Source organism: Streptomyces anandii JCM 4720, from assembly GCF_014650655.1.
Lineage (GTDB): Bacteria > Actinomycetota > Actinomycetes > Streptomycetales > Streptomycetaceae > Streptomyces > Streptomyces anandii.
The window spans coordinates 105,154-128,287 of record NZ_BMVJ01000002.1 but is presented as its reverse complement, the minus strand read 5'-3'; the positions used below and the strand labels follow the sequence as shown (position 1 = coordinate 128,287).

General features: G+C 72.5%; 19 protein-coding genes, 2 pseudogenes and 1 riboswitch. Of the genes and pseudogenes, 9 read left to right on the top strand and 12 right to left on the bottom strand.

The features are described 5' to 3' along the window. The 3 genes and pseudogenes from IE249_RS36075 to IE249_RS03690 form a co-directional block, all read left to right on the top strand. Positions 1–169: pseudogene (locus IE249_RS36075) on the top strand (KR domain-containing protein); the annotation flags it as partial. Between the two features lie 133 nt (positions 170–302). Next, positions 303–1,289, top strand: coding sequence for an EamA family transporter RarD (gene rarD / locus IE249_RS03695; RefSeq protein WP_189703328.1), 987 nt, complete (start codon positions 303–305; stop codon positions 1,287–1,289). 81 nt (positions 1,290–1,370) lie between these two features. Continuing rightward, entirely contained in the window at positions 1,371–1,850 is a 480-nt protein-coding gene (locus IE249_RS03690; RefSeq protein ID WP_189703327.1) for a VOC family protein, read from the top strand. Between the two features lie 15 nt (positions 1,851–1,865). Here IE249_RS03690 and IE249_RS03685 read toward each other — a convergent pair whose 3' ends face one another. Further along, positions 1,866–3,311 (bottom strand): tetratricopeptide repeat protein, encoded by a 1,446-nt coding sequence (locus IE249_RS03685; protein ID WP_189703326.1) that lies wholly within the window; start codon positions 3,309–3,311, stop codon positions 1,866–1,868. Positions 3,312–3,488: 177 nt separating this feature from the next. Between IE249_RS03685 and IE249_RS03680 the strand changes: the two genes are divergently transcribed. Together IE249_RS03680 and IE249_RS03675 are read left to right on the top strand one after the other, a co-directional pair. Next, positions 3,489–4,046 (top strand): DUF6668 family protein, encoded by a 558-nt coding sequence (locus IE249_RS03680; protein ID WP_189703325.1) that lies wholly within the window; start codon positions 3,489–3,491, stop codon positions 4,044–4,046. Positions 4,047–4,157: 111 nt separating this feature from the next. Next, positions 4,158–4,769 carry a flavodoxin family protein gene (locus IE249_RS03675; RefSeq protein WP_189703324.1) on the top strand — a complete coding sequence of 204 codons (612 nt, stop codon included), beginning with the start codon at positions 4,158–4,160 and terminating at the stop codon, positions 4,767–4,769. 4 nt (positions 4,770–4,773) lie between these two features. Here the strand turns inward: IE249_RS03675 and IE249_RS03670 are convergent, their stop codons facing one another. From IE249_RS03670 to IE249_RS03655, 4 genes are all read right to left on the bottom strand, one after another. Beyond that, complete coding sequence (locus tag IE249_RS03670; protein ID WP_189703323.1) at positions 4,774–5,649, bottom strand: ABC transporter permease; 876 nt, start codon at positions 5,647–5,649, stop codon at positions 4,774–4,776. Next, entirely contained in the window at positions 5,636–6,643 is a 1,008-nt protein-coding gene (locus tag IE249_RS03665) for an ABC transporter ATP-binding protein (RefSeq protein ID WP_189703322.1), read from the bottom strand. The genes IE249_RS03670 and IE249_RS03665 overlap by 14 nt, the downstream gene beginning before the upstream one ends. A gap of 59 nt (positions 6,644–6,702) precedes the next feature. After that, positions 6,703–7,914 (bottom strand): LolA family protein, encoded by a 1,212-nt coding sequence (locus IE249_RS03660; protein WP_189703321.1) that lies wholly within the window; start codon positions 7,912–7,914, stop codon positions 6,703–6,705. Between the two features lie 239 nt (positions 7,915–8,153). Then, positions 8,154–9,164, bottom strand: a complete 1,011-nt coding sequence (locus IE249_RS03655; protein ID WP_189703320.1) for a polyprenyl synthetase family protein — start codon at positions 9,162–9,164, stop codon at positions 8,154–8,156. Between the two features lie 640 nt (positions 9,165–9,804). Next, a riboswitch (cyclic di-AMP (ydaO/yuaA leader) is annotated at positions 9,805–9,982 on the top strand. Positions 9,983–9,986: 4 nt separating this feature from the next. Between IE249_RS03655 and IE249_RS03650 the strand changes: the two genes are divergently transcribed. After that, positions 9,987–10,469: a transglycosylase SLT domain-containing protein gene (locus tag IE249_RS03650; protein WP_189703319.1), complete on the top strand. Its 483-nt coding sequence runs from the start codon at positions 9,987–9,989 to the stop codon at positions 10,467–10,469. Here IE249_RS03650 and IE249_RS03645 read toward each other — a convergent pair. Together IE249_RS03645 and IE249_RS03640 are read right to left on the bottom strand one after the other, a co-directional pair. Next, a complete protein-coding gene (locus IE249_RS03645) occupies positions 10,463–11,293 on the bottom strand; it encodes an HAD family hydrolase (protein WP_189703318.1) in 831 nt (276 codons plus the stop codon). The genes IE249_RS03650 and IE249_RS03645 overlap by 7 nt on opposite strands. Positions 11,294–11,419: 126 nt before the next feature. Continuing rightward, positions 11,420–12,652: a carboxylate--amine ligase gene (locus tag IE249_RS03640; protein ID WP_189703677.1), complete on the bottom strand. Its 1,233-nt coding sequence runs from the start codon at positions 12,650–12,652 to the stop codon at positions 11,420–11,422. Between the two features lie 232 nt (positions 12,653–12,884). On the opposite strand from IE249_RS03640, the gene fahA reads away from it, so the two are divergent. Continuing rightward, complete coding sequence (fahA, locus tag IE249_RS03635) at positions 12,885–14,096, top strand: fumarylacetoacetase (protein WP_189703317.1); 1,212 nt, start codon at positions 12,885–12,887, stop codon at positions 14,094–14,096. A 360-nt stretch (positions 14,097–14,456) separates the two neighbouring features. Beyond that, complete coding sequence (locus tag IE249_RS03630) at positions 14,457–15,395, top strand: M56 family metallopeptidase (RefSeq protein ID WP_189703316.1); 939 nt, start codon at positions 14,457–14,459, stop codon at positions 15,393–15,395. A 46-nt stretch (positions 15,396–15,441) separates the two neighbouring features. Here the strand turns inward: IE249_RS03630 and IE249_RS03625 are convergent, their stop codons facing one another. Beyond that, a complete protein-coding gene (locus IE249_RS03625; RefSeq protein ID WP_189703315.1) occupies positions 15,442–16,134 on the bottom strand; it encodes a TetR/AcrR family transcriptional regulator in 693 nt (230 codons plus the stop codon). A gap of 54 nt (positions 16,135–16,188) precedes the next feature. Between IE249_RS03625 and IE249_RS03620 the strand changes: the two genes are divergently transcribed. Then, positions 16,189–17,316 (top strand): FAD-dependent oxidoreductase, encoded by a 1,128-nt coding sequence (locus IE249_RS03620; protein WP_189703314.1) that lies wholly within the window; start codon positions 16,189–16,191, stop codon positions 17,314–17,316. A 4-nt stretch (positions 17,317–17,320) separates the two neighbouring features. Here IE249_RS03620 and recQ read toward each other — a convergent pair whose 3' ends face one another. From recQ to IE249_RS36070, 4 genes and pseudogenes are all read right to left on the bottom strand, one after another. After that, positions 17,321–19,312, bottom strand: a complete 1,992-nt coding sequence (recQ, locus tag IE249_RS03615; RefSeq protein WP_189703676.1) for a DNA helicase RecQ — start codon at positions 19,310–19,312, stop codon at positions 17,321–17,323. 209 nt (positions 19,313–19,521) lie between these two features. Continuing rightward, positions 19,522–21,171: an NADH-quinone oxidoreductase subunit NuoN gene (nuoN, locus tag IE249_RS03610; protein WP_189703313.1), complete on the bottom strand. Its 1,650-nt coding sequence runs from the start codon at positions 21,169–21,171 to the stop codon at positions 19,522–19,524. After that, the gene (locus IE249_RS03605) at positions 21,168–22,739 is read right to left on the bottom strand and encodes an NADH-quinone oxidoreductase subunit M (protein WP_189703312.1); all 1,572 of its coding nucleotides are present in this window, start codon (positions 22,737–22,739) and stop codon (positions 21,168–21,170) included. The genes nuoN and IE249_RS03605 overlap by 4 nt, the downstream gene beginning before the upstream one ends. Positions 22,740–22,744: 5 nt before the next feature. Beyond that, positions 22,745–23,134, bottom strand: a pseudogene (locus IE249_RS36070) (NADH-quinone oxidoreductase subunit L); the annotation flags it as partial.

Below are 23,134 nucleotides of genomic sequence, written 5' to 3'. Positions count from 1 at the left end.
CATCCTCACCGGCGCCGGACTGCCCGCGCCCTTCGCGGCGGTCCTCGCGGGCGTGGACGCCTCGATCGAGAAGGGCGAACTGGTCGTCGACGGCGGCGACCTGTCCCGTCTGACCGGCCGTCCGACCACCCCGCTCGCCGAGGCGATCGCGGCCGCGCTCAAGGGCTGAGAGCCCTCCGCGGTCCGCCCGTCACGCCTGTCATGACCGTATGGCGATACGGGCATGACAGACGGGGGTGGGTGGCGTTACCTTCGTGCTTGCCGTACGACACGCGGCCAGGCAAGGCACGAAGGAGGCGCCCGTGAGCGGGAAGTCCAGGGGCGAGCAGCGCACAGGGCTGCTGAACGGCTTCGCGGCGTACGGGATGTGGGGCCTCGTCCCGCTCTTCTGGCCCCTGCTCAAGCCCGCCGGGGCCATCGAGATCCTCGCCCACCGGATGGTGTGGTCGCTCGCCTTCGTCGCGGTCGCGCTGCTCTTCGTACGGCGCTGGGCCTGGGCCGGCGAGCTGCTGCGCCAGCCGCGCAGGCTCGGGCTCGTCGTGGTCGCCGCCGCGGTGATCACGGTCAACTGGGGCGTCTACATATGGGCCGTGAACAGCGGGCACGTGGTCGAGGCCTCACTCGGTTACTTCATCAACCCGCTGGTCACCATCGCCATGGGCGTGCTGATCCTCAAGGAACGGCTGCGGCCCGTGCAGTGGTTCGCGGTCGGCACCGGCGCGGCCGCCGTCCTCGTGCTCACCATCGGCTACGGGCGACCGCCGTGGATCTCCCTGTGCCTGGCATTCTCCTTCGCCACCTACGGTCTGGTGAAGAAGAAGGTCAACCTGGGCGGCGTGGAGTCGCTGGCCGCGGAGACGGCGATCCAGTTCCTGCCCGCGCTCGGCTATCTGCTGTGGCTCGGCGCGCAGGGCCGCTCGACGTTCACCGCCGAGGGCGCCGGCCACGCCGGCCTGCTGGCCGCCACCGGTGTGGTCACCGCGCTGCCGCTGGTCTGCTTCGGCGCGGCCGCGATCCGTGTGCCGCTGTCCACGCTGGGACTGCTGCAGTACCTGGCGCCGGTCTTCCAGTTCCTGCTCGGGGTGCTGTACTTCCACGAGTCCATGCCGGCCGAGCGCTGGGCCGGGTTCGCGCTGGTGTGGCTGGCGCTGACCCTGCTGACCTGGGACGGACTGCGCACGGCGCGACGGGCGGCGGTGCTCAGGGCACGGCTCGCCGCACCCCGGCCGGCCGTGACGGCACCTGGGCCGGGCCAGGCCCGGCCGAGTTCGGACCCCGTGGAGGCCTGACGGCTGCCGGGGGTGCGGACGGGTCCGGTCCGGTTCGGCGTTCTTGTTGCCGGGTGCTCCGGTGGCGGATACGACTGGTCCATGACACAGACGCCCGAGATTCCCGCCCCCGCCCCGCTGCACTGGAAGATCGTCATCGACGCCGGCGACCCGCACGCCCAGGCCGACTTCTGGGCCGCCGCGCTGCACTACGAGGCCGAGGACAACAGTGCGCTGATCGAGCGGCTGCTGGAGACGGGCGCACTGCCGGGCGCGGCCACCGTGGAGTTCCACGGCCGGCCCGCCTTCCGCGACCTCATCGCCGTACGGCATCCCGAGGACCCGTACGACAAGGAGAACGGCACCGGGCTCGGGCGGCGGCTGCTCTTCCAGCGGGTGCCGGAGGGCAAGACCGGCAAGAACCGGCTCCACCTCGACCTGCATCCCGGTGAGGGGCTGCGGGAGCGGGAGGTGGAGCGGCTGGAGGGGCTCGGCGCGAGCGTGCTGCGGCACGTGAGGGAGCCGGCCGGCCAGTGGGTGGTCATGGCAGACCCGGAGGGCAACGAGTTCTGCGTGTCGTAGCGGGCCGCCGGTAGGTCAGCCCGCCGGCGGGGAGGCCTGTTTGCGGGCCCGTTCGGCGAGGCGGCCCATGCGGGCGCGGGCGGACTCCAGTTGCTCGATGTCGTCGGCGGCGGGACCGTCCTCGGTGGTGAGCTCGGTCCACAGGTCGAGCAGGTCACGGCCGAGCCGCAGGCCCTGCTCGGGGTCGCGCACCGCGCGCCAGGCGGAGGCCGCGCTCTGCACGTTGCCGTAGGCGCCCTCGGCGTCCTGGGCGCGGCGGTGGATGCGGGCCAGTTCCAGGGAGAGTGTGAAGGCTTGCAGGGCGTCGCCGGCCAGGTAGGCGATGTAGGCGGTGAGCTCGCGCAGGCGCAGCACCTCGGGGTGCTCCGCGCCGAGCGTGCCGGAGGCCTCGCTGACGGTCCGCTCCGCAAGGGCCGCCGCCTCCTCGATCCGCCCCGCCTTCACGGCTTCGTTGACCCGGGCGAGGGGCTCGGCGAACAGGACGGCGCCTCCTTCGCCGGCCGCGGTCCTCGGATCGTCGCCGAGCACCGCCTCGGCCACGGCGTCGAAGCCGCGGGCGGGGGTGGGCTTGGGGTCGGGGTCGGGGACGTGGGCGAGGTCGGGTGCGAAGGCGGGTGCGGGCGCCGGCTTCCGTTCGGCGGCCGGCGCCGCGTCCATCACGGGCGGGGGCCCGAACTCTCCCGTGGGTGCGGTGGCCGTGCCCAAAGGCGTGGCGTCCGAGGGCACCGGCAGGGCGCGCAGCGGGAACGTGGGGGGCGTGGGGACACCGGGCTCGGTGACCGCGCGCAGCGGGAACGTGGGAGCCGGGTCCCGCACCGGCTCCGGCACCTGCCGCAGAACATGCGTCGCCTTGTCCCGCCGCGGCTCGGCGGGGGGCACGTCGGAGACGAGCGGCGGCACGGCCGGGGATCCGGAAGCGGACGCGGGCGGCGGTGGCGGGGCGGACGCGGGCCCAGGCGGGGGTGCGGCGGCAGGGGCGTGCCCGGGTACGGGCGCGGGTGCCGGGGCGCAGCCCGATGCGGGCGCAGGTGCAGGGGCAAGCCCAGGCGCGGGTGTGGGTGCGGGCGCGGGCGCGGCGGGCGCGGAAACCGGCGCGGGCGCGGAGCCGGCTGCGGGCACGGCTGGCGGCGCAGGCGCGGAAGCCCGTGCCGGTGCCGGCAAGGGCTCGGCCGTGAAGGTGCTGGAGCCGTCGTGGCGGACCTGGAGGGGGACGACGTAGCCGATGCGTTCGTCGGTGACGGTGGCGAGGACGGGGTGGCCGGTGGCGAGGGCGATGCGGTGGAGGTGGTCGAGGACGGCGTGCTGGATCTCCTCGCCCGGGGCCGACCGCACCGGGACGCCGCCGACCGAGGCGGCGGCGCCGTCCAGCGGCACGTGGACGGCGATGGGCGCCGCCGCGGACGCCGCCGGCTGCCCGGCGCGCTGGTCTTCCCGCTTCTTCTCGCGGCTCAGTCGAGACATCGGCTCCCTCACTCGGATGCGTGCCATCCGGTCGTACGCGTACTGTCGAGTCTCTCCGCTCGCCCGCCCTCCGTGCGTCACCGCGACGTCACAGACTCGCACCAGGAACCCCGGCACCGTGTCCCGGGTGACGGGCGGAGCGCGAAGATCGCCGGGATGACGAGGGAGGGAACAGGCATGCGGACCGACGTGCGGCAGGGACCGGAGATCTGGATCCGCGGACCGGTGGCCGGCCCCGCCCCCGGCGCCCTCGCCGGCACCGGTGCCGTGACCGACGCGGAACGTATGCCCGAACGGCCCGCCGGCATGCCCGTCACGCGCCGCCGCTTCTCCTGGCTGGCCACACACGGCGGTGCGGGCGCGACGACGCTCGCGGCGGTCTACGGAGGGCACGACTGCGGACGCGACTGGCCCGGCCCGGGCGCTCCGCGCTCGGTCCTGCTGGTCGCCCGGACCCACTCGGCGGGTCTGGAGGCGGTGGTGCGCACCCTGGAGGTGTTCCGGCGGGGACAGGCGCCGGCGGGGCTCGACCTGGACGCGGTGGTGCTGGTCGCGGACGCTCCCGGGCGCCTGCCGCGACCGCTCGCCCAGCGCGTGAAGCCGCTCGAGTCCGTCATCGACGTCTACCGGGTCCCGTGGGTGCCGGCCTGGCGGATCGGCGACCTGAGCGGGCCGCTGCCGCGGGAGACCGAGGCCCTGGCCCGGCTGACGGGAGCGGCGGGCCGGCGCCGCTGAACCAACGCCCGTCGGGGCCCGGCGGAAACACCCGCGGGCATCTTCATGCGTGTGCATATAATGCATGCGCACCTACCTGGCATCGGCCCATGCTCACCCCAGGAGACCTCCATGACCCGCAGCTTCCTGTTCGTACTGGGCAGCGCCCGCCGCGAGGGCAACACCGAACTCCTCGCCCGCCGCGCCGCCGAGCAACTGCCCTCCGACACGGAACAGCGGTGGATACGGCTCGTGGACCATCCGCTGCCCGACTTCACCGACCTGCGGCACGACAGCGACCACACGCGTCCCGCCTCGGGAAACACCGCCCTGCTGCTGGACGCCACGCTCGCGGCGACGGACATCGTGATCGCCTCGCCGCTGTACTGGTATTCCGTGTCCAGCCACACCAAGCGCTACCTCGACCACTGGTCCGCCTGGCTGCGCACGCCCGGCCTGGACTTCAGGGCGGCCATGGCCGGGCGCACCCTGTGGGGCGTCGCGGCCCTCGCCGCCGACGAACCCTCGGTCGCCGATCCGCTGGCCGGCACCCTCAACAACTCGGCCGCCTATCTGCGGATGCGCTTCGGCGGGGTGCTTCTCGGCAACGGCACCGCGCCCGGCGACGTACTGAAGGACACCGGGGCGCTGGCGCGCGCCAAGACGTTCTTCGCCGAGGAGCCGCCCCTGGCGCGCTTCCCCCACGAGCTTGCCGCTCAGCGGGCCGCGGCCCCCGCCCGGTAGCCGCTCAGGCGGTGATGTCCTTGGCCGAGAACCGGGCCCAGGCCGCCGAGCCGAACACCGCCGCGTACAGGGCCTGGAGCTCCAGGTTCTTCACCAGGTCGTCCCAGTAGACCGGCTCCCGCATCAGGTCGGCGAAGGACAGCCAGTAGTGGGAGAAGAGGTACGGCTGTATCGCGTGCAGCTGCGGTATCTGGTCGAGGATCTGCACGGTGATGAGCAGGCCGACGGTGGTGGCCATGGCGGCGATGCCGCTGTTGGTCACCGTCGAGACGAACAGTCCCAGCGCGGCCAGTCCCGTCAGGGACGCGGCGACGACCAGGGCGATCAGCAGCGCCCGGCCGAGACCGTCGGCGAAGGTGATCTGTGTGCCGGAGATGGTCGTCAGGTCGCCGAGCGGGAAGAGCAGCGCGCCCACGGCGAGTGCCGAGACGGCGACGACGAGGGTGGCGACCAGGCAGAACGCGATCGTCGTGACGTACTTGGTGAGCAGCAGGCGGGTGCGCCCGGCGGGCGCGACCAGCAGATAGCGCAGGGTGCCCGAGTTCGCCTCGCCGGCGATCGCGTCGCCCGCTATCACGCCGACGGCCATCGGCAGGAAGAACGGCAGGGTCGCCGCGAGCGCGGTGAAGACCAGGAACAGCCCGTTGTTGGTGATCTGCGCGATGAACGCCGGGCCGCCTTCGCCGCCGCGGCCGGACGGCGCGCCGCCCCTGGTCTCGATCCGGACGGCCACCCCGACCAGGACGGGAACGGCGGCCAGCACGCCCAGCAGGGCGAGGGTGCGCCAGCGACGGAAGGTGGTGACCAGCTCACTGCGGAGCAGCCCGAACGTCCACAGCGGGCTCGGGGCGCGCACGGCGAGGGACTCAGCCCGCGACATCGAAGCCCTCCCCCGTGAGCGCCACGAACGCGTCCTCGAGCGAGGCGCGTTCGACCCCGAAGCCGCGGACGCGGACGCCCGCGGTGACCAGCGCGGCGTTCACCTCCGCGAGGTCGCGTTCCGGTGGTTCTCCGGTGACCCGGTCCTCGTCGGCGGTGACGTCGGCGACGCCCTGTTCCTTCAGCACCCGGACCGCCTCCCCGGTGTCGGGGGTGGTGACGACCAGCCGGCCGCGCGCCCCGGCGGCCAGCTCGGACACCGGGCCCTGGACGATCAGTCTGCCCCGCGCCATGACGGCCGCGTGGGTGCACACCTGCTCGATCTCGTCGAGGAGGTGGGAGGAGAGGAAGACGGTGGTGCCGTCGGAGGCCAGCTCGCGGACCAGGGCCCGGATCTCGCGCATGCCCTGCGGGTCGAGGCCGTTGGTCGGCTCGTCCAGCACGAGCAGTCTGCGCGGCTGCAGCAACGCGGCGGCCAGCCCCAGGCGCTGCTTCATGCCCAGGGAGTACGCCTTGGCCTTCTTGCTGGCGGCGGCCGTGAGGCCCACCCGGTCCAGGGCGGCGGCGACGCGGACGCGCCGGGTGCCCGGGTCGGCGGTCGGGTCGGCCGCGTCGTAGCGCAGGAGGTTGTCGCGGCCGGAGAGGAAGCCGTAGAGCGCCGGGCCCTCGATGAGCGCGCCGACGTGCGGCAGCACGGCGCGGGAGGAGCGGGGCATGGGGTGCCCCAGCACCCGCGCCGTGCCGGACGTGGGCTCGATCAGCCCCATCAGCATGCGGATGGTGGTGGTCTTGCCCGAGCCGTTCGGACCGAGGAAGCCGAAGACGCTGCCCGCCGGGACGGTCAGGTCCAGACCGTCCACGGCGAGCTGCCCGCCGCGGTAGCGCTTGGTGAGCGCGCGGGTGCGGATGACGCCGTCGCCCGCGTCCCCCGCGGCCGGTCCGTCGCCCGCGTCCCCCGCGGCCGGGTCCGGCTCCGTGGCGGACGCCTCGTCCATCGGCTTCCTCGATTCGTCGTGGCCCTTCGAGCGCCCGCGCGCCCCCGTGTCCGGTGTGGTTACCGGCCGGCGTCGGCCGCCTTCACCAGCGCGTCCTTGGTGACCGCGCCGACGTAGACCTTGCCGTCGTCGGTGATCAGTGCGTTGATCAGGCGGGTCGAGAAGACCGTGCCCTTGCCGAACTTGCCGGAGACGTGGTCGCCGAGCGAGCCGATGAAGCCGCTCAGGTCCCCCTTGCCGGAGGACGACGGGATGCCGCCCTTGGCGCCGGAGTCGATGACCGCGATCGAGTTCCAGCCCTTGCCGATGACCTTCGGGGCGCCGCTCTTGCCGAGGTCCTTCTGCGAGGGGGCCATCTCGTGGGAGCGCTCGCCGCGCTTGTCGGCCTTGTCCTTCTCCTCGGTGACCTTCGCGCCCTTGGGCGGGGTGAAGTCGAAGGTGGAGGCGGCCGGCTTGGCGAAGCTGACCTGGGTGAAGCCGGCGTCGACCACGGCGGCGCCGCCGCCCGCGGGGGTGAGCGTGAACTTCAGCGGCATGCCGGTCCTGGCGTCCACGGCGATGCTGATGACGCCGACCGTGGTCCCGGAGGCGTGCTTCGGCTTGAGGACCAGGCGGTAGGCGTCCCGGCCGGCGATCTGCGCGGTGCCGTCGACCGTCACCGAGGTGGTGTCGTCGGCCGCCTTCAGCGCCTGTTCGGCGAAGTCCTTGGGCGTGGCCGGGACCTCGTTCCTGTGCTGCTTGCGGCCGGACTCGTCCGCGGTGCCGTGGTAGACCTCGTTGGACTTGCTGTCGTAGCCCCAGACGTCCTTGCCGTTGTGGATGAGGCTGTACTCGGCCGCGCTCTCGATCAGCGAGACCTTCTGCCGGTCCTGGCCGTCGGCCGCGACGCGCAGAGTGTGCGTGCCGCTGGCCAGCTCGGTGAGCTTGGACGCCGGGTCGGCCGACGAGCCGTCACGGCCCTTGGCCGCGCCGGAGAGCAGGCCGCTCTCCAGACCGCCGAGGTTCGGCAGGCCGAGGTCGGTGCTGACCTTGACCGTGCCGGACAGTTCCTGGACGTCCGACTTGGCGATTTTCTCGATGAGTTGCTGTGCGGTGATCTTCGGCAGACTGGGGTCGCCGGAGTTGGCGAGTGCCGGGACCAGGCCGATGGTCGCCGCCGCCACCCCCACCACCGCTACCGGGACGACGTAGCGCGCGGCCTTGCGGCGCCCCGAGCGCAGGTCGTCGACCTCCCCGGCGCTCGTGCTGTCGTCGGATTCGTACGGTGCCATGTGTGCCCTACCTCCGTCGTCGGCGGCGGCTTTCCGTCTCGCACCGGGTCCCACCCCGAGCCGCCATTCTCACCCGAATCGGTGAGCAGTGGTGTTGTCCGTGCTTCCATCTGACCAAATAGCCGGCGAGGAAGCGTCAGACCGCGGAGCCAACTCGTGTACGCCTGGGGTATGACACGGCGGCCCGTGCGCCTCCACCACCCCGTAGGGGACGGGAGACGGGCGGACCGCCACGGCGGCTATCCCGCCCGGTGGACCACCGCGTCGCACAGCTCCAGCAGCGACGTCTTGGCGTCGCACTCACGCAGGGGGGCCAGCGCGGCGCGGGCCTCCTCCGCATAGCGCACGGTGTCCCGGCGGGCCTGTTCGAGCGCCGGGTGGGTGCGCAGCGCGGCCAGCGCCTCGGCGTGCCGCGCGTCGTCGCTCAGGTCGGAGTCCAGCAGCTCGCACAGGGCGATGTCCTCGGCGAGCCCCAGCCGGGCCGCGCGCTCGCGCAGCCGCAGCACCGGAAGCGTGGCGATGCCCTCGCGCAGGTCGGTGCCGGGGGTCTTGCCGGACTCGTGCGAGTCGGAGGCGATGTCCAGGACGTCGTCCGCCAGCTGGAAGGCGACGCCCAGCCGCTCGCCGTACTGGGTCAGCACGTCCACGACCGTCTCGTCGGCGCCGGACATCATCGCCCCGAAGCGGCAGGACACGGCCACCAGCGACCCCGTCTTGCCGCCGAGCACGTCGAGGTAGTGGTCGACCGGGTCGCGGCCGTCCTGCGGGCCCGCGGTCTCCAGGATCTGGCCGGTGACCAGCCGCTCGAACGCCACGGCCTGCACCCGGACCGCCTCCGGCCCGAGGTCGGCGAGGATCTGGGAGGCGCGCGCGAACAGGAAGTCGCCGGTCAGGACGGCCACCGAGTTGCCCCAGCGGGTGTTCGCGCTGGCCACGCCGCGGCGCACCGCGGCCTCGTCCATCACGTCGTCGTGGTAGAGCGTCGCGAGGTGGGTCAGCTCCACCACCACGGCCGACGGCACGATGCCCGGCGCGTAAGGGTCGCCGAACTGCGACGCGAGCATCACGAGCAGCGGCCGGAACCGCTTCCCGCCCGCCTTGACGAGATGCTGTGCGGCCTCCGTGATGAAGGGCACCTCGCTCTTGGTGGCCTCGAGCAGCCCTTCCTCGACAGCCGCCAACCCGGCCTGGACATCGGCTTCGAGAGCCTGGTCCCGCACGCTCAGCCCGAACGGCCCGACGACGGTCACGAGGGGTCTCCTGTCTGCTGGTGTCTGCTGGCGGTTACGCGGTTTGTCGATAGGTCGCTGCCATCACTCAAGTCAGCGTATCCGGTCACGTTTCGATCACCGATAGCGCCCACCGTTACAGGCCAGGCGGTACCGGATCACGCCCGATATGTTTTCGATCACCTCGTATGAGTAGATATTTATCGACTTCTTCACCTACCCACCCTCCCCCTTCTCGCGCACACATGCCCACCGATACACACGTACGAACGGGCCACGGCATCACCCGACGTGACCACCGTCACGCGCACCCCACGCTCCGGCGCCCCGCGCGGGCCGGGAGGCGGCGGCAGCGTGACCGTGAGACCGATTTACCCCTAATGGGACTCCAATTCCCCTTGGCCGCAAATGCTCTTGGCCAGGGCAAACCGTGAGTTGGGTCACGCCCGGCTTCCGGCGCCACCCGGAAGCCACTGGTCCGGTTTCCCGTCGTCCGCACGGCAGTTGAACCTTGGCAAGTGCAAAGGATCAAGTACCTCATACGCCTCAGACCAAGGTCAATTAGGGCGATGTATGAATCAGGTACTTGTTCGGGACATGTGCTCTCGCATACGTTCCGGGCCGTCGGGCGGACGCCGAATCCTGCCGCCGCCCGGAACCCATCGACGAACAGCCATGGCAGGAGCGGGGGACCCAGGTAAGTCGCCGGTCCGCGCGTCGTACGGCCCACGTCGTACGCCGTCGCAACGGCTAGGGGTGAAGCCGTGCCCTCAGGGGCGCGGCCGGGCACCTCCCCGCCCGAACCCGACAGCTCACCTCGCAGGCGACGGAGAGGAATCCCCCATGCCTGCAAACGGTCAGCGCCGTACCCGCACCGCCCGCCTCGTCCGCACCCTCGCCGTCGCCGGCACCGGTGCCGCCGTCCTCGCCCTCCCGCTCATGGGCGCGACCACCGCCTCCGCGGCCACCCCCGCGTCGGCCAGGACCGCCGCCACGGTCGGCTACCCCAACAACCTCGACGGCTGGATCCGCGCCTCGCTCGCGGTCATGGCGGAGAAGAACATCCCGGGCACCTACAACGGCATCTACCGCAACGTGATGCGCGAGTCGTCCGGCAACCCGCTGGCCATCAACCTCTGGGACTCCAACGCCGCCAAGGGCATCCCGTCCAAGGGTCTGCTCCAGGTCATCGACCCCACCTTCAAGGCCTACCACGTGGCCGGCACGTCGTACGACATCTACGACCCGGTCGCCAACATCACCGCGGCCTGCAACTACGCCGCCGCCCGCTACGGCTCGATCGACAACGTCTTCGGCGCCTACTGACGGGCCCGGCGAGCAGTCGCGGGAAACAGTCGTTCGAGGACGGCGGCCACGCCGTCGTCCTCGTTCGACGTGGTCACCTCGTCGGCCACCGCCTTGAGCTCCGGGTGCGCGTTGGCCATGGCGACGCCGTGCGCGGCCCACTGGAACATGGGGATGTCGTTGGGCATGTCCCCGAAGGCCACGGCGCTCTCGCGGCCCAGGCCCAGTCGGGCCGCGGCCATGGCCAGCCCGGTCGCCTTGGTGATGCCGCACGGCTGGAGCTCGACGGTCCCCGGCCCCGACATGGTGACCGTGGCGAGGGAACCGACCACGCTCCGGGCGGCCGACGCCAGCTCGTCGTCGGACAGCACGGGATGGCGCAGCAGCACCTTGCTGATCGGCGCCCGCCACAGGTCGCCGCGCCGCTCCACCCGTACCGAGGGCAGGGTCGGGTGCGGCATGAGGTACCCGGGCTCGATGAGCGTGAGCCCGTCGATCCCGTCCTGGTCGGCCGCCGCGTACACCTCCCCCACCTCGGCCTCGATCTTGCCGAGCGCGGTCTCGGCGAGCTCCCGGTCCAGGGTGACCGACCACAGCAGACGGTCCGCCCCGGCGTCGTAGAGCTGTGCGCCCTGGCCGCACACCGCCAGTCCGCCGGTGCCCAGGGCCGCGAGCAGCGCCCTTACCCTCGGCGCCGGCCTGCCCGTCACGACGAGGTGCCGGGCGCCGGCCGCGGCCACCCGCGCGAGGGCGTCGAGGGACCGTTCGGACAGGGTGTCGTCGCCGCGCAGCAGCGTTCCGTCCAGGTCGGTGGCGATGAGGGCGGGAGGGAGGGGAGCGGCCATGATCAGAGAATACGGATCGGCGACTCCGCCCACTCAAGGTGTTCGGGACGCTTCCGCACGACGGCCGTCCGCCCTCCTGAGCGTCCCCTTTCACCTCCGACTTCCTTCGCTTTTGTCGCTTTTGGATCAAACAGCCCCACGGCGGTTGGTCCGCCAGAGCTGGTAGAGGTGCTTCGCGCCGGGCCGCACCGAGCGTGCGAGCATCGTGAGGAACGGCAGCGGGTCGTCACCCGCGAACCAGGCCAGCTCCGTCCCGCTCGCCCTCGCCGGCGCGTTCGGCGTCGTGTAGCCGCTGCGGCGGTAGGCGAGGAGGGCGGGCAGGTCGATGTTCTCCACGACGAACCGGTGGCCGGCCCGCTGTTCCCCCTCCGGCACGGGACGCCCGGTGAGGTCGAGGTGCATGGCGCGCACCACGTCCACCCCCGACTCGTTCTCGAAGAGCCGGAACTGGGCGCCCGTGCGCGGGTTGAAGTCGAGGAGTTTGTACTGCCCGTCGCGGCGGTCGAAGCGCAGGTCGAGGTCGATGATTCCGCTGAAGCCGATCTGCTTGACGAAACGCGCGGCGAGGTCGGCGAGTTCCGGGTTGTCGACCACGTACGCGTTCGCCGTCATGCCCGCGTGCGGCGGCCAGGAGCGGACCTTGACGCCGGTGAACAGGGCGAGCGGGGTGGCGTCCCGGTCGACGTAGGCGTGCACGATCCAGTCCTCGGCGTCCTCCCTCGGCAGGTACTCCTGGAGGATCACCCCGGGCCGCTCGCCCCAGTCGCGGGCGAGGGCGAGCAGGCCCTCACGGGTGTTGATCCTCGTGGTGCCGTTGACCGCCGGACGGCTGCGCCGCACGAACGCCTCGCGGTTCTTGGCCACCACCGGGAAGCGGGCCCTGTCCGCGAACGCCACGATCTCGTCGTACGTCCGCGGGAAGGCGGCCTCCGGAGTGGCGATGCCGTGCTCCGCGCACAGCTCGTGCAGGCCCTGCTTGCTGGCCAGGCGGCGCGGCAGGCCGGGGGCGACCCGCGGGAAGAGGAAGGGGCCGGCGAGTTCCTCCTGGTGCTCGGCGATCAGGACGGCGGCCTCCTCGTCGGTGGGGACGAGGACGGCGGGGCGCCCGATCCGGCGGCCGATCCGCAGCAGGCCCTCCACCAGGCGGTCCGCCTCCTCCGTGCCGCGCGTCGGCCAGACGAAGGCCCGCTCCAGGAAGCGTGAGGAGGCCGCGGGTGTGCGGGAGTCCTCGGTGATCGCGTACATCGGGACGCCCAGCCGGCCCAGGCTGCGGATCGCGCCCACGCCGCCGTGGTGCAGCGGATAGTCGCCGAACTTCACGATCAGGCCCGGCACATCGCGGTCGGCCGCGAACGGCACACTGACGGCGTTCCTGGCCACGGGTCCCACCACGCGTCCCCCTTACGGAGCGGACCCACCCCGCCCGCGTCCCCCCAAAGGACGCTAAGCCGGAATTGCCCCCTCCGACAAGGCCAATTGGGACATTGCAAACTCTTTAGACACTGCCCAAGACCACCGCGCACCCGTAACGTGTGGGCCGACCACATGGAACCCGACCCCATGGCACACGGGAAAGGAAGGCAGCACCCCCATGCCCCCCTTCGAGGTCCCCGAGGGCGACCCCTTCGGCCCGCACAACCTTCCCTACGGCGTGTTCTCGCACGCCGGTTCGCAGGAGCGGACCGTGGGCGTCCGCCTCGGCGACCACGTCCTCGACGCCGGCGCGGCGGCGCACGCGCTCGGCTCGCCCTACGCCTCCCTGCTCGCCCGGCCCACCCTCAACCCGCTGCTGGCGGCGGGACGCACCGCGTGGTCGGACGTGCGGCGGGCGCTGACCGCGTGGGTGACGGTGCCCGCGCACCAGGAGACCGTCGCGCCGTTCCTGCACCCGCTGTCCTCGGTGACGCTCCATCTGCCCTTCGAGGTCGCGGACTACGTCGACTTCTACGCGTCCGAGAACCACGCGCGCAACGTCGGCCACATCTTCCGCCCGGACGCCGCCGACTCCCTCACCCCCAACTGGAAGCACCTGCCGATCGGTTACCACGGCCGCTCGGGCACGGTGGTGGTGTCGGGCACCGACGTCGTACGCCCCTCGGGCCAGCGCAAGGCCCCCACCGACCCGGCCCCGGTGTTCGGGCCCTCGGTCCGGCTCGACATCGAGGCGGAGGTCGGCTTCGTGGTGGGCGTGCCGAGCACGATCGGCAGCCCGGTCGCGCTCGACGGCTTCCGCGAGCACGTCTTCGGACTGTGCCTGCTCAACGACTGGTCGGCGCGCGACATCCAGGCCTGGGAGTACGTCCCGCTCGGCCCGTTCCTCGGCAAGTCCTTCGCCACCTCCGTGTCGGCGTGGATCACCCCGCTGGACGCGCTGGAGGAGGCGCGGGTGGCCCCGCCGGAGCGCACCCACCCGCTGCTGCCCTACCTGGACGACTCCGGGGACGAGCCCGGCGGCTACGACCTGCGGATCTCCGTGGCGATCAACGGACACGTGGTGTCGGAGCCGCCCTTCTCCACCATGTACTGGACCGCCGCGCAGCAGCTGGCCCACATGACGGTCAACGGCGCCTCCCTGCGCACGGGCGACCTTTACGGGTCCGGCACGGTGAGCGGGCCCGAGCCGGCGCAGCGCGGCTCGCTGCTGGAGCTGACCTGGAACGGCCGGGACCCGCTGGAACTGCCCGACGGCAAGCGGGCGTTCCTGGAGGACGGGGACGTGGTGACGCTGTCTGCGTGGGCGCCCGGGGCGGCCGGCGTCCGGGTGGGGCTCGGCGAGGTGACGGGCCGCGTGGTGGCGGGCTGACCGCCGGGACGGGAGCGGGGGAAGCGGCGCCGGCCTCGCAGGCACGGTCCCCGCGGGGACTTGCGGGGTGCGGGGCGCGGCGCGCGGGGCGCGGGGCGCGGGGCGCGGACCGGTGATCGGGCGTGATCGGGACGTGATCGGGCCGGTTGCCGGCCGGCACAGCACCGGATCGGTCGGCGCGGCGCGGGAGCCGGGTCGGGGATCGCCCCGGGGATTGGTCGGTGCCGGACCCTGACCCGCGGCGCCCCGCGCCGTCATACTGACGGCAGGCCGGTCGCGCTTGCGCACGACCGGCGCTTCCCGCACGACTCGCACGACCCCGCACCCGCCCACCTCCGATCAGGATCCGGAGTCCGTGGCATGACCGTCTGCCTGCTCCTGCTGAGCGCCGTCGCCCTGATGGCCGCCGTGCCGGTCCCCCGTGCGCTCACCCGCGCGGTGTGGCCCGAGCGGGAGCCCGTCGTGGCGCTGTGGGTGTGGCAGTGCATGGTCGCGACCGTCCTGCTGTGCTGTCTGGCCGCGCTGGTGCTGGGCGCGGCGGCGGTCTTCCACACCGTGCGCGACCGGGTGTTCGCCCCGGCGCCGCCCGCCGTGACGGCCGCGTACGACCTGTCGACGGCCCCGCCCTGGGCCGCCGCGCTGACCGTGCTGCTGGCCTGCGGCGCCGCCTGGACCACCGCGATGCTCGCCCGCGAGCTCGCCGAGGCGCGCAGGCGGCGCGGCCGGACCCGCGCGCACCTGCGCGAACGCGCCCCCGACCTGCCCGCGGGCCTTCCCGGGGGCCGCGGTCCGATGCTGGTGCTGGAGGACGAGTACCCCGACGCCTGGTGGATGCCCGGCCATCCGCCCCAACTCGTGGTCACCACGGGCGCGCTGCGCCGCCTGACCGGCCATCAGCTCGACGCGGTGCTCGCCCACGAGCGCGGGCACGCGCGCGCCCACCACGACTGGCTGCTGCACCTGTCGACCGCGCTGGCGACCGGCTTCCCGCGCGTGCCGCTCTTCTCCCACTTCTGCGACCAGACGCACCGGCTGGTGGAACTGGCCGCGGACGACACCGCCTCCCGCCACCACGGCCACCTCACCACCGCGCTGGCGCTGATCGAGCTCAACCAGCACCGCGGAGTGCTCTCCTGCGCCTCCAGCCACCGGCTGCTCGGCGAGCGCGTGGACCGGCTGCTGCAGCCCCCGCCACGGCTCGGCCCGAGGCGCAGGGCGCTGGCCACGACGGTGGCCGCCCTGGTCCCCCTGCTGCCGCTCCTGATCACCTTCGCCCCCGGTCTGACAGCCCTGGGCTGAGCCCGCCGCACCAGCCGTCGCGGACGTGGCCCGTGGGGGCGGGGCGTCATGCCGGTGGCCGGGTGAGTTTGGCGGCCACGGCGTCGAGGACCCAGTCGAGTCCGGTCGCGAAGGACGTCTCGGCGTCCACGTCCGTGCCGTCGTACACGGCCTTGCTCAGCGCCGGGAAGCGGCCCGTGGCCAGCATCCTCGTCACATGCGGGCCGGAGGCGCGCTGCCAGTCGCGCTTGGACAGGCCCGTGGCGCGCTCGGCCCGCAGGTTCGCGATCTCGCGCCTGATCGCGCCGTTGGCGTAGGCGCTGACGGTCTCCACGGCGCGCATGGCGGTGTCGATGTCGGCGAGGCCGTCGAGGGCGGCCAGCTTGGCCTCGGTCACGGCGAGGCCGTTCGGGCCGAGGGAGGGGCGCCCGCCGAGCAGATCGGCCAGCCATTCGTGCCGTAGAGCGGCCTGCCTGGTGCGGTGGGCGAGGACACGCAGCGCCTCCCGCCAGTCGCCGGGCTGCCGCTCGGGGAGGATCTCGGCGTTGACCTCGTCCACCATGAGGTCGAACAACTCCTGCTTGGTGGAGATGAATCCGTACAGCCGCATCGGGCCGGCGTTCAGCCGGGCGGCGACCTTGCGCAGCGACACCTGCTCCAGCCCGCCCTCGTCGGCCAGCGCGATCGCGGCGGCGACGATCCGCTCCCGGTCGAGTGGCACGGGTCGGGCCGTCGGCTCCGGGCGGTCCCAGACAGTCATGGTCATCACCGTTCTGCTGCGGTGCATCGCATTGGAGGAATACAGTGTATCGGTATGAGACAACGTATCGCGGTAATCGGCGGCGGCCCTGCCGGCCTCACCTTCGCCCGTGTCCTGCACCGCCACGGCTGCCCCGTCGCCGTCCTCGAACGCGATCCCGCCCCCGACGCCCGTCCCCCGGGCGGCACCCTGGACATGCACGAAGGGCTGGGCCAGCTGGCGCTGGACAAGGCGGGGTTGCTGGCGGAGTTCCGGACGCTGTCCCGCCCCGAGGGCCAGGCCATGCGCATCCTGGACACGGACGGCACCGTGCTGCGCGACTGGCCACCGCGACCGGACGACCGGGCCAATCCGGAGATCGACCGCGGACAACTGCGTGATCTGCTGCTGGGCCCTCTCGACGTTCAGTGGGGCCGTGACGCGACGCGGGTGGTGCCGGGGACCGACCGGGACCGGGACGGCGTCACGGTCTGCTTCGCGGACGGACGGCAGGAGACGTTCGACCTCGTGGTCGGCGCGGACGGCGCCTGGTCCCGGACCCGCCCGGCCGTCTCGCCGGCGACCCCGCGCTACACCGGCGTCACCTCGGTCGAGACCTCCCTGGACGACGTCGACACCCACCACCCCGGCCTCGCCCGGTTGATCGGCGAAGGCTCCATGGCCGTGTACGGCGTCAACCGCGCTCTCGTCGCCCAGCGCAACAGCGGCGGCCACGTCAAGGTGAACGCCCAGTTCCGCGCGCCGCTGGACTGGCACACCGACCTGGACCTGACCGACGCCGAGGCCGTCCGAGCGAGCCTGCTGGCCCTGTTCGACGGCTGGGCCGCCCCCCTCCTCGACCTCCTCCGCCACGGCACCGCTTTCGTCCACCGCCCCCTCCACGTCCTGCCCGTGTCCCACACCTGGACCCACCTCCCCGGGGTGACGCTGCTGGGCGACGCCGCCCATCTGATGCCCCCGCTGGGGGCGGGCGCGAATCTCGCGATGCTGGAGGGCGCCGAGCTCGCCGAGGCCATCGCCGCCGGTCCCGTGGACCTGGACGGAGCCGTCCGCGTCTTCGAGGAGCGGATGTGGGCACGGGCCGGCCGGTGGGCCGAGATCACGGCGGCCGGTCTGGAACGCCTCGTGAGCCCGGACCCCGCCGAAGCCGTCGCCGTCTTCGACCAGGTCCAGCCGTCCTGAGTGCCTATATCCAGTCGTCCGGTTCGGGCTCGGGCTCTGTGTCCGGGTCGGGCCAGGTGTCCTCGGGCTCGGGGCGGGGTTGCGCGGGCGCTGTGTCCGCCGTGCCGCCGTTCAGTGACTCCAGGACCGCGAGCACGCCCTCCCCGTATGTCGCCAGCTTCTTCTCGCCGACGCCGCCGACCGTACCCAGCTGGGTCACGGACGTGGGCCACACGCTGACGATCTCGCGGAGGGTGGCGTCGTGGAAGATGACGTACGCGGGGACGCCCTGCTCGCGGGCCTGTTCGGCACGCCAGGCGCGCAGGGCCTCGAAGGCGGGCAGCAGCTCCTCGGGGAGTTCGGCCACGGCCACCGCCTTCGCCTTCGCGGGCCCGGCGGAGGAGGACCCGCCGCCACGGGCGGCCGCCGGGCGCTTCGGTTCCTTGCGCAGCGGCACCTCCCGCTCCCTGCGCAGTACCGAGCCGCTGCTCTCCGTCAGCACCAGCGTGCCGTACTCCCCCTCCACGGCCAGGAGCCCCTGGGCGAGCAACTGCCGGACGACACCGCGCCATTCGCCCTCGGTGAGGTCCTCGCCGATGCCGAACACGGACAGCTGGTCGTGGTCGAACTGGATCACCCGCGCGGTGCGCTTGCCGAGCAGGATGTCGATGATCTGGCCCGCGCCGAACTTCTGCCCGCGCTCGCGCTGCAGCCGGACCACCGTCGACAGCAGCTTCTGGGCGGCGACGGTGCCGTCCCAGGTCTCGGGCGGGGTCAGACAGGTGTCGCAGTTGCCGCAGCCGGCCGCCTGCGGATCCTGTCCGAAGTAGGCGAGGAGCTGGCCCCGGCGGCAGCGCGCGGTCTCGCACAGGGCGAGCATCGCGTCCAGGTGGGCGGCCGCCCGGCGTTGGAAGCCCTCGTCGCCATCGCCGGTCTGGATCAGCTTGCGCTGCTGCACCACGTCGTTGAGGCCGTAGGCCATCCAGGCCGTGGAGGGCAGGCCGTCGCGGCCGGCGCGGCCGGTCTCCTGGTAGTACCCCTCCACCGACTTCGGCAGGTCGAGGTGGGCCACGAACCGCACGTCCGGCTTGTCGATGCCCATGCCGAAGGCGATCGTGGCGACCACGACCAGGCCGTCCTCGCGCAGGAAGCGGGACTGGTGGGCCGCGCGGGTGCCCGCGTCCAGGCCCGCGTGGTAGGGCACCGCCTCGACGCCGTTGCGGGAGAGGAACTCGGCGGTCTTCTCCACCGAGTTGCGCGAGAGGCAGTAGACGATGCCCGCGTCGCCCGGGTGTTCCTCGCGCAGGAAGGCCAGCAACTGCTTCTTGGCGTCGGACTTGGGCACGATCCGGTACTGGATGTTGGGCCGGTCGAAGCTCGCCACGAAGTGGCGGGCCCGGGGCATGCCCAGCCGCTGGGTGATCTCCTGGTGGGTGGTGTGCGTGGCCGTCGCCGTGAGCGCGATCCTCGGCACGTCCGGCCAGCGCTCGCCGAGCAGCGACAGCGCCAGGTAGTCGGGGCGGAAGTCGTGGCCCCACTGGGACACGCAGTGCGCCTCGTCGATGGCGAAGACGGAGATCTTGCCGCGGGAGAGCAGGTCCAGCGTGCCGTCCAGGCGCAGCCGCTCCGGCGCGAGGTAGAGCAGGTCCAGCTCGCCGGCCAGGAACTGCGCCTCGACCACGCGCCGCTCGTCGAAGTCCTGCGTGGAGTTGACGAAGCCGGCCCGCACGCCGAGCGCCCGCAGTGCGTCCACCTGGTCCTGCATGAGCGCGATCAGCGGGGAGACCACGATGCCCGTGCCGGGTCTGATCAGGGCCGGGATCTGGTAGCACAGCGACTTGCCGCCGCCGGTGGGCATCAGGACGACGGCGTCGCCGCCCGCGATCACGTGCTCGACGACGGCTTCCTGCTCGCCGCGGAAGGCCTCGTACCCGAAGACGCGGTGCAGCGTGGTCAGCGCCTCGCTCGTCTCGCCGTCCGTCACCGCCATCTCGGTGCCACCGCCCGTCCCGCCCATCGTCCCGTCCCCCGTACGTCGTCCCTCGACCACTGCCTCCACGATAGGGGGCGGCGCCGACAGCCCCGGAGTTTTCCACAGGCTTCACCCGCCCCCGCCCCCGCCCCCGCGCCGGTGAGGGCGAGAAGGTCGCGGTCCCCGCCCAACGCGACGGCCCGGCCCCCTCGGCGAGCGAGGAGACCGGGCCACGGCGTTCTGGCGGGGGCGCGTCAGCGCACGAACACCCCCGCCTGGCTCGCCAGGTCCAGGAAGTACTGCGGGGCCACGCCGAGGACCACCGTGACCGCCACGCCGACGCCGATCGCGGTCATCGTCAGCGGCGACGGCACCGCCACCGTCGGGCCCTCCGGGCGCGGCTCGCTGAAGAACATGAGCACGATCACCCGGATGTAGAAGAAGGCGGCGATCGCCGAGGAGATCACACCGATCACGACCAGCGGGGCCGCGCCGCCCTCCGCGGCCGCCTTGAACACGGCGAACTTCCCGGCGAAGCCGCTGGTCAGCGGGATACCCGCGAAGGCCAGCAGGAACACCGCGAAGACGGCCGCCACCAGCGGGGACCGCCGGCCGAGCCCGGCCCACTTGGACAGGTGCGTGGCCTCGCCGCCCGCGTCGCGCACCAGCGTCACCACGGCGAAGGCGCCGATCGTGACGAAGGAGTACGCGGCCAGGTAGAACAGGACGGAGGAGACGCCGTCCTTCGAGGTCGCGATGACACCCGCGAGGATGAATCCCGCGTGGGCGATCGACGAGTACGCCAGCAGGCGCTTGATGTCGGTCTGGGTGATCGCGACGATCGCGCCGCCCAGCATGGTGACGATCGCCACCCCCCACATGACCGGCCGCCAGTCCCAGCGCATCCCAGGCAGCACCACGTACAGCAGCCGCAGCAGCGCGCCGAAGGCGGCCACCTTGGTCGCCGCCGCCATGAACCCGGTCACCGGGGTCGGCGCGCCCTGGTAGACGTCCGGGGTCCACATGTGGAACGGCACCGCGCCCACCTTGAACAGCAGGCCCATGACGACCATCGCGGCGCCGATGAGCAGCAGCGCGTCGTTGCCCATGGTGCCCGCGAGGGCCGGGTCGACGTTGGCCGCGTTGCCGTCGACGACCTGCGCGATCGTCGCGTACGACACCGAGCCCGCGTACCCGTACAGCAGGGCGATGCCGAACAGGGTGAAGGCGGAGGCGAACGCGCCGAGCAGGAAGTACTTGACGGCGGCCTCCTGCGACATGAGCCGCTTGCGGCGGGCCAGGGCGCACATCAGGTACAGCGGCAGGGAGAAGACCTCCAGGGCCACGAACAGCGTCAGCAGGTCGTTGGCCGAGGGGAAGACCAGCATGCCGGCGACCGCGAAGAGCAGCAGCGGGAAGACCTCGGTGGTGGTGAAGCCGGCCTTCACCGCGGCCTTCTCGCTGTCGCTGCCCGGCACGGACGCGGCCTGCGCGGCGAAGGAGTCGACCCGGTTGCCGTGCGCGGCCGGGTCCAGGCGCCGCTCGGCGAAGGTGAACAGGCCGACGAGGCCGGACAGCAGGATGGTGCCCTGCAGGAACAGCGACGGGCCGTCGACGGCGATGGCGCCCATGGCCGCGATGTGCGCCTTGGTGGTGCCGTACCCGTCCGCCGCGAGGGCGACGACCGCGGCGAAGGCGGCGCACAGGGCGACGGCGGAGACGAACACCTGCGCGTGGTAGCGGGACCTGCGCGGGACGAAGGCCTCGACGAGCACGCCGACGAGGGCCGCCCCGACGACGATCAGGGTGGGCGACAACTGCCCGTATTCGATCTTCGGCGCGTCGATCTTCGAGATCGGGTCGGCCGCGGTTGTCCACAGGCTGTGGACGGCTGCTGCGCTCACTTGGCCGCCTCCACCTCGGGCTTGGGGTCGGTCTGGTGTACGTCGGACATCGTCTGCTTGACCGCGGGGTTGACGATGTCCGTGACGGGCTTCGGGTAGACGCCCAGGAAGATGAGCAGCACGATCAGCGGGGCCACCACCGCCAGCTCGCGCACCCGCAGGTCCGGCATCGCGGAGACCTCGGGCTTCACCGGGCCGGTCATCGTCCGCTGGTACAGGACGAGGGTGTAGAGCGCGGCGAGCACGATGCCGAAGGTGGCGATGATGCCGATGGCCGGGTGGCGGGTGAACGTGCCGACCAGGACCAGGAACTCGCTGACGAAGGGCGCGAGGCCCGGCAGCGACAGGGTCGACAGGCCGGCGATCAGGAAGGTGCCGGCGAGCACCGGGGCGACCTTCTGCACGCCGCCGTAGTCGGCGATGAGCCGCGAGCCGCGCCGGGAGATGAGGAAGCCGGCGATCAGCATCAGCGCGGCCGTCGAGATGCCGTGGTTGACCATGTAGAGCGTGGCGCCGGACTGGCCCTGGCTGGTCATCGCGAAGATGCCCATGATGATGAAGCCGAAGTGCGAGATCGACGCGTAGGCGATCAGGCGCTTGATGTCCCGCTGGCCGACCGCGAGCAGCGCCCCGTAGAGGATGCTGACCAGGGCGAGCGCCAGGATGACGGGCGTCGCCCACTTGCTGGCCCCCGGGAACAGCTGGAGGCAGAAGCGGAGCATCGCGAAGGTGCCGACCTTGTCGATGACGGCCGTGATGAGGACGGCGACCGGCGCGGTGGACTCCTGCATGGCGTTGGGCAGCCAGGTGTGCAGCGGCCACAGCGGCGCCTTCACCGCGAAGGCGAAGAAGAAGCCGAGGAACAGCCAGCGTTCGGTGCTGGTCGCCATGTGCAGGGAGCCGTTGGCGCGGGCCTGCGCGATCTCGGTGAGCGAGAAGTTCCCGGCCACCACGTACAGGCCGATCACCGCGGCCAGCATGATCAGGCCGCCGACCAGGTTGTAGAGCAGGAACTTCACGGCCGCGTACGACCGCTGCGTGGACGCCGCCGACTCGCCGTGCTCGTGGGCACGGTCCCCGAAGCCGCCGATGAGGAAGTACATCGGGATCAGCATGGCTTCGAAGAAGATGTAGAAGAGGAAGACGTCGGTCGCCTCGAAGGAGATGATCACCATCGCCTCGACGGCCAGGATCAGGGCGAAGAAGCCCTGGGTCGGACGCCAGCGGCGGCTGCCGGTCTCCAGCGGGTCGGCGTCGTGCCAGCCCGCGAGGACGATGAACGGGATGAGCAGGGCGGTCAGCGCGATCAGCGCCACCGCGATGCCGTCCACGCCCAGTTCGTAGCTGACCCCGAACTCCTTGATCCAGGAGTGGGACTCGGCCAGCTGGTAGCGGGCGCCGCCGGGGTCGAAGCGGACCAGGACGGTGATCGCCAGGGCGAGCGTGGCGAGCGAGACGACGAGTGCCAGCCACTTGGCCGCGGTGCGCCGCGCCGCCGGCACGGCGGCCGTGGCGACGGCCCCGACGGCCGGGAGCGCCGCCGTCGCTGTGAGCAGAGGAAAGGACATCGGTATCAGACCGCCCTCATCAGCAGGGTCGCGGCGACGAGGAGTGCCGCACCGCCGAACATCGAGACCGCGTAGGACCGCGCGAAGCCGTTCTGCAGCCTGCGCAGCCGTCCGGACAGGCCGCCGAACGAGGCCGCCGTGCCGTTGACGACACCGTCGACCAGGGTGTGGTCGACGTACACCAGGGAGCGCGTGAGGTGTTCGCCACCGCGGACCAGGACCACGTGGTTGAAGTCGTCCTGGAGCAGGTCGCGCCGGGCGGCCCGGGTGAGCAGCGACCCGCGCGGGGCCACGGCCGGGACCGGCCTGCGGCCGTACTGCGCCCAGGCGATGGCGACGCCGACGACCAGGCACACCATGGTGGCGCCGGTGACCGTCAGCGCGCTGACCGGAGA

Bases quoted from the DNA above. Each gene is read 5' to 3' on its own strand.
- IE249_RS03620 (WP_189703314.1), top strand. From the start codon at position 16,189: ATGAGACAACGTATCGCGGTAATCGGCGGCGGCCCTGCCGGCCTCACC.
- IE249_RS03680 (WP_189703325.1), top strand. From the start codon at position 3,489: ATGCGGACCGACGTGCGGCAGGGACCGGAGATCTGGATCCGCGGACCG.
- IE249_RS03690 (WP_189703327.1), top strand. From the start codon at position 1,371: ATGACACAGACGCCCGAGATTCCCGCCCCCGCCCCGCTGCACTGGAAG.
- IE249_RS03670 (WP_189703323.1), bottom strand. From the start codon at position 5,649: ATGTCGCGGGCTGAGTCCCTCGCCGTGCGCGCCCCGAGCCCGCTGTGG.
- IE249_RS03630 (WP_189703316.1), top strand. From the start codon at position 14,457: ATGACCGTCTGCCTGCTCCTGCTGAGCGCCGTCGCCCTGATGGCCGCC.
- IE249_RS03605 (WP_189703312.1), bottom strand. From the start codon at position 22,739: ATGTCCTTTCCTCTGCTCACAGCGACGGCGGCGCTCCCGGCCGTCGGG.
- IE249_RS03650 (WP_189703319.1), top strand. From the start codon at position 9,987: ATGCCTGCAAACGGTCAGCGCCGTACCCGCACCGCCCGCCTCGTCCGC.
- fahA (WP_189703317.1), top strand. From the start codon at position 12,885: ATGCCCCCCTTCGAGGTCCCCGAGGGCGACCCCTTCGGCCCGCACAAC.
- IE249_RS03665 (WP_189703322.1), bottom strand. From the start codon at position 6,643: ATGGACGAGGCGTCCGCCACGGAGCCGGACCCGGCCGCGGGGGACGCG.
- IE249_RS03660 (WP_189703321.1), bottom strand. From the start codon at position 7,914: ATGGCACCGTACGAATCCGACGACAGCACGAGCGCCGGGGAGGTCGAC.
- IE249_RS03675 (WP_189703324.1), top strand. From the start codon at position 4,158: ATGACCCGCAGCTTCCTGTTCGTACTGGGCAGCGCCCGCCGCGAGGGC.
- IE249_RS03685 (WP_189703326.1), bottom strand. From the start codon at position 3,311: ATGTCTCGACTGAGCCGCGAGAAGAAGCGGGAAGACCAGCGCGCCGGG.
- IE249_RS03645 (WP_189703318.1), bottom strand. From the start codon at position 11,293: ATGGCCGCTCCCCTCCCTCCCGCCCTCATCGCCACCGACCTGGACGGA.
- recQ (WP_189703676.1), bottom strand. From the start codon at position 19,312: ATGGGCGGGACGGGCGGTGGCACCGAGATGGCGGTGACGGACGGCGAG.
- IE249_RS03625 (WP_189703315.1), bottom strand. From the start codon at position 16,134: ATGACTGTCTGGGACCGCCCGGAGCCGACGGCCCGACCCGTGCCACTC.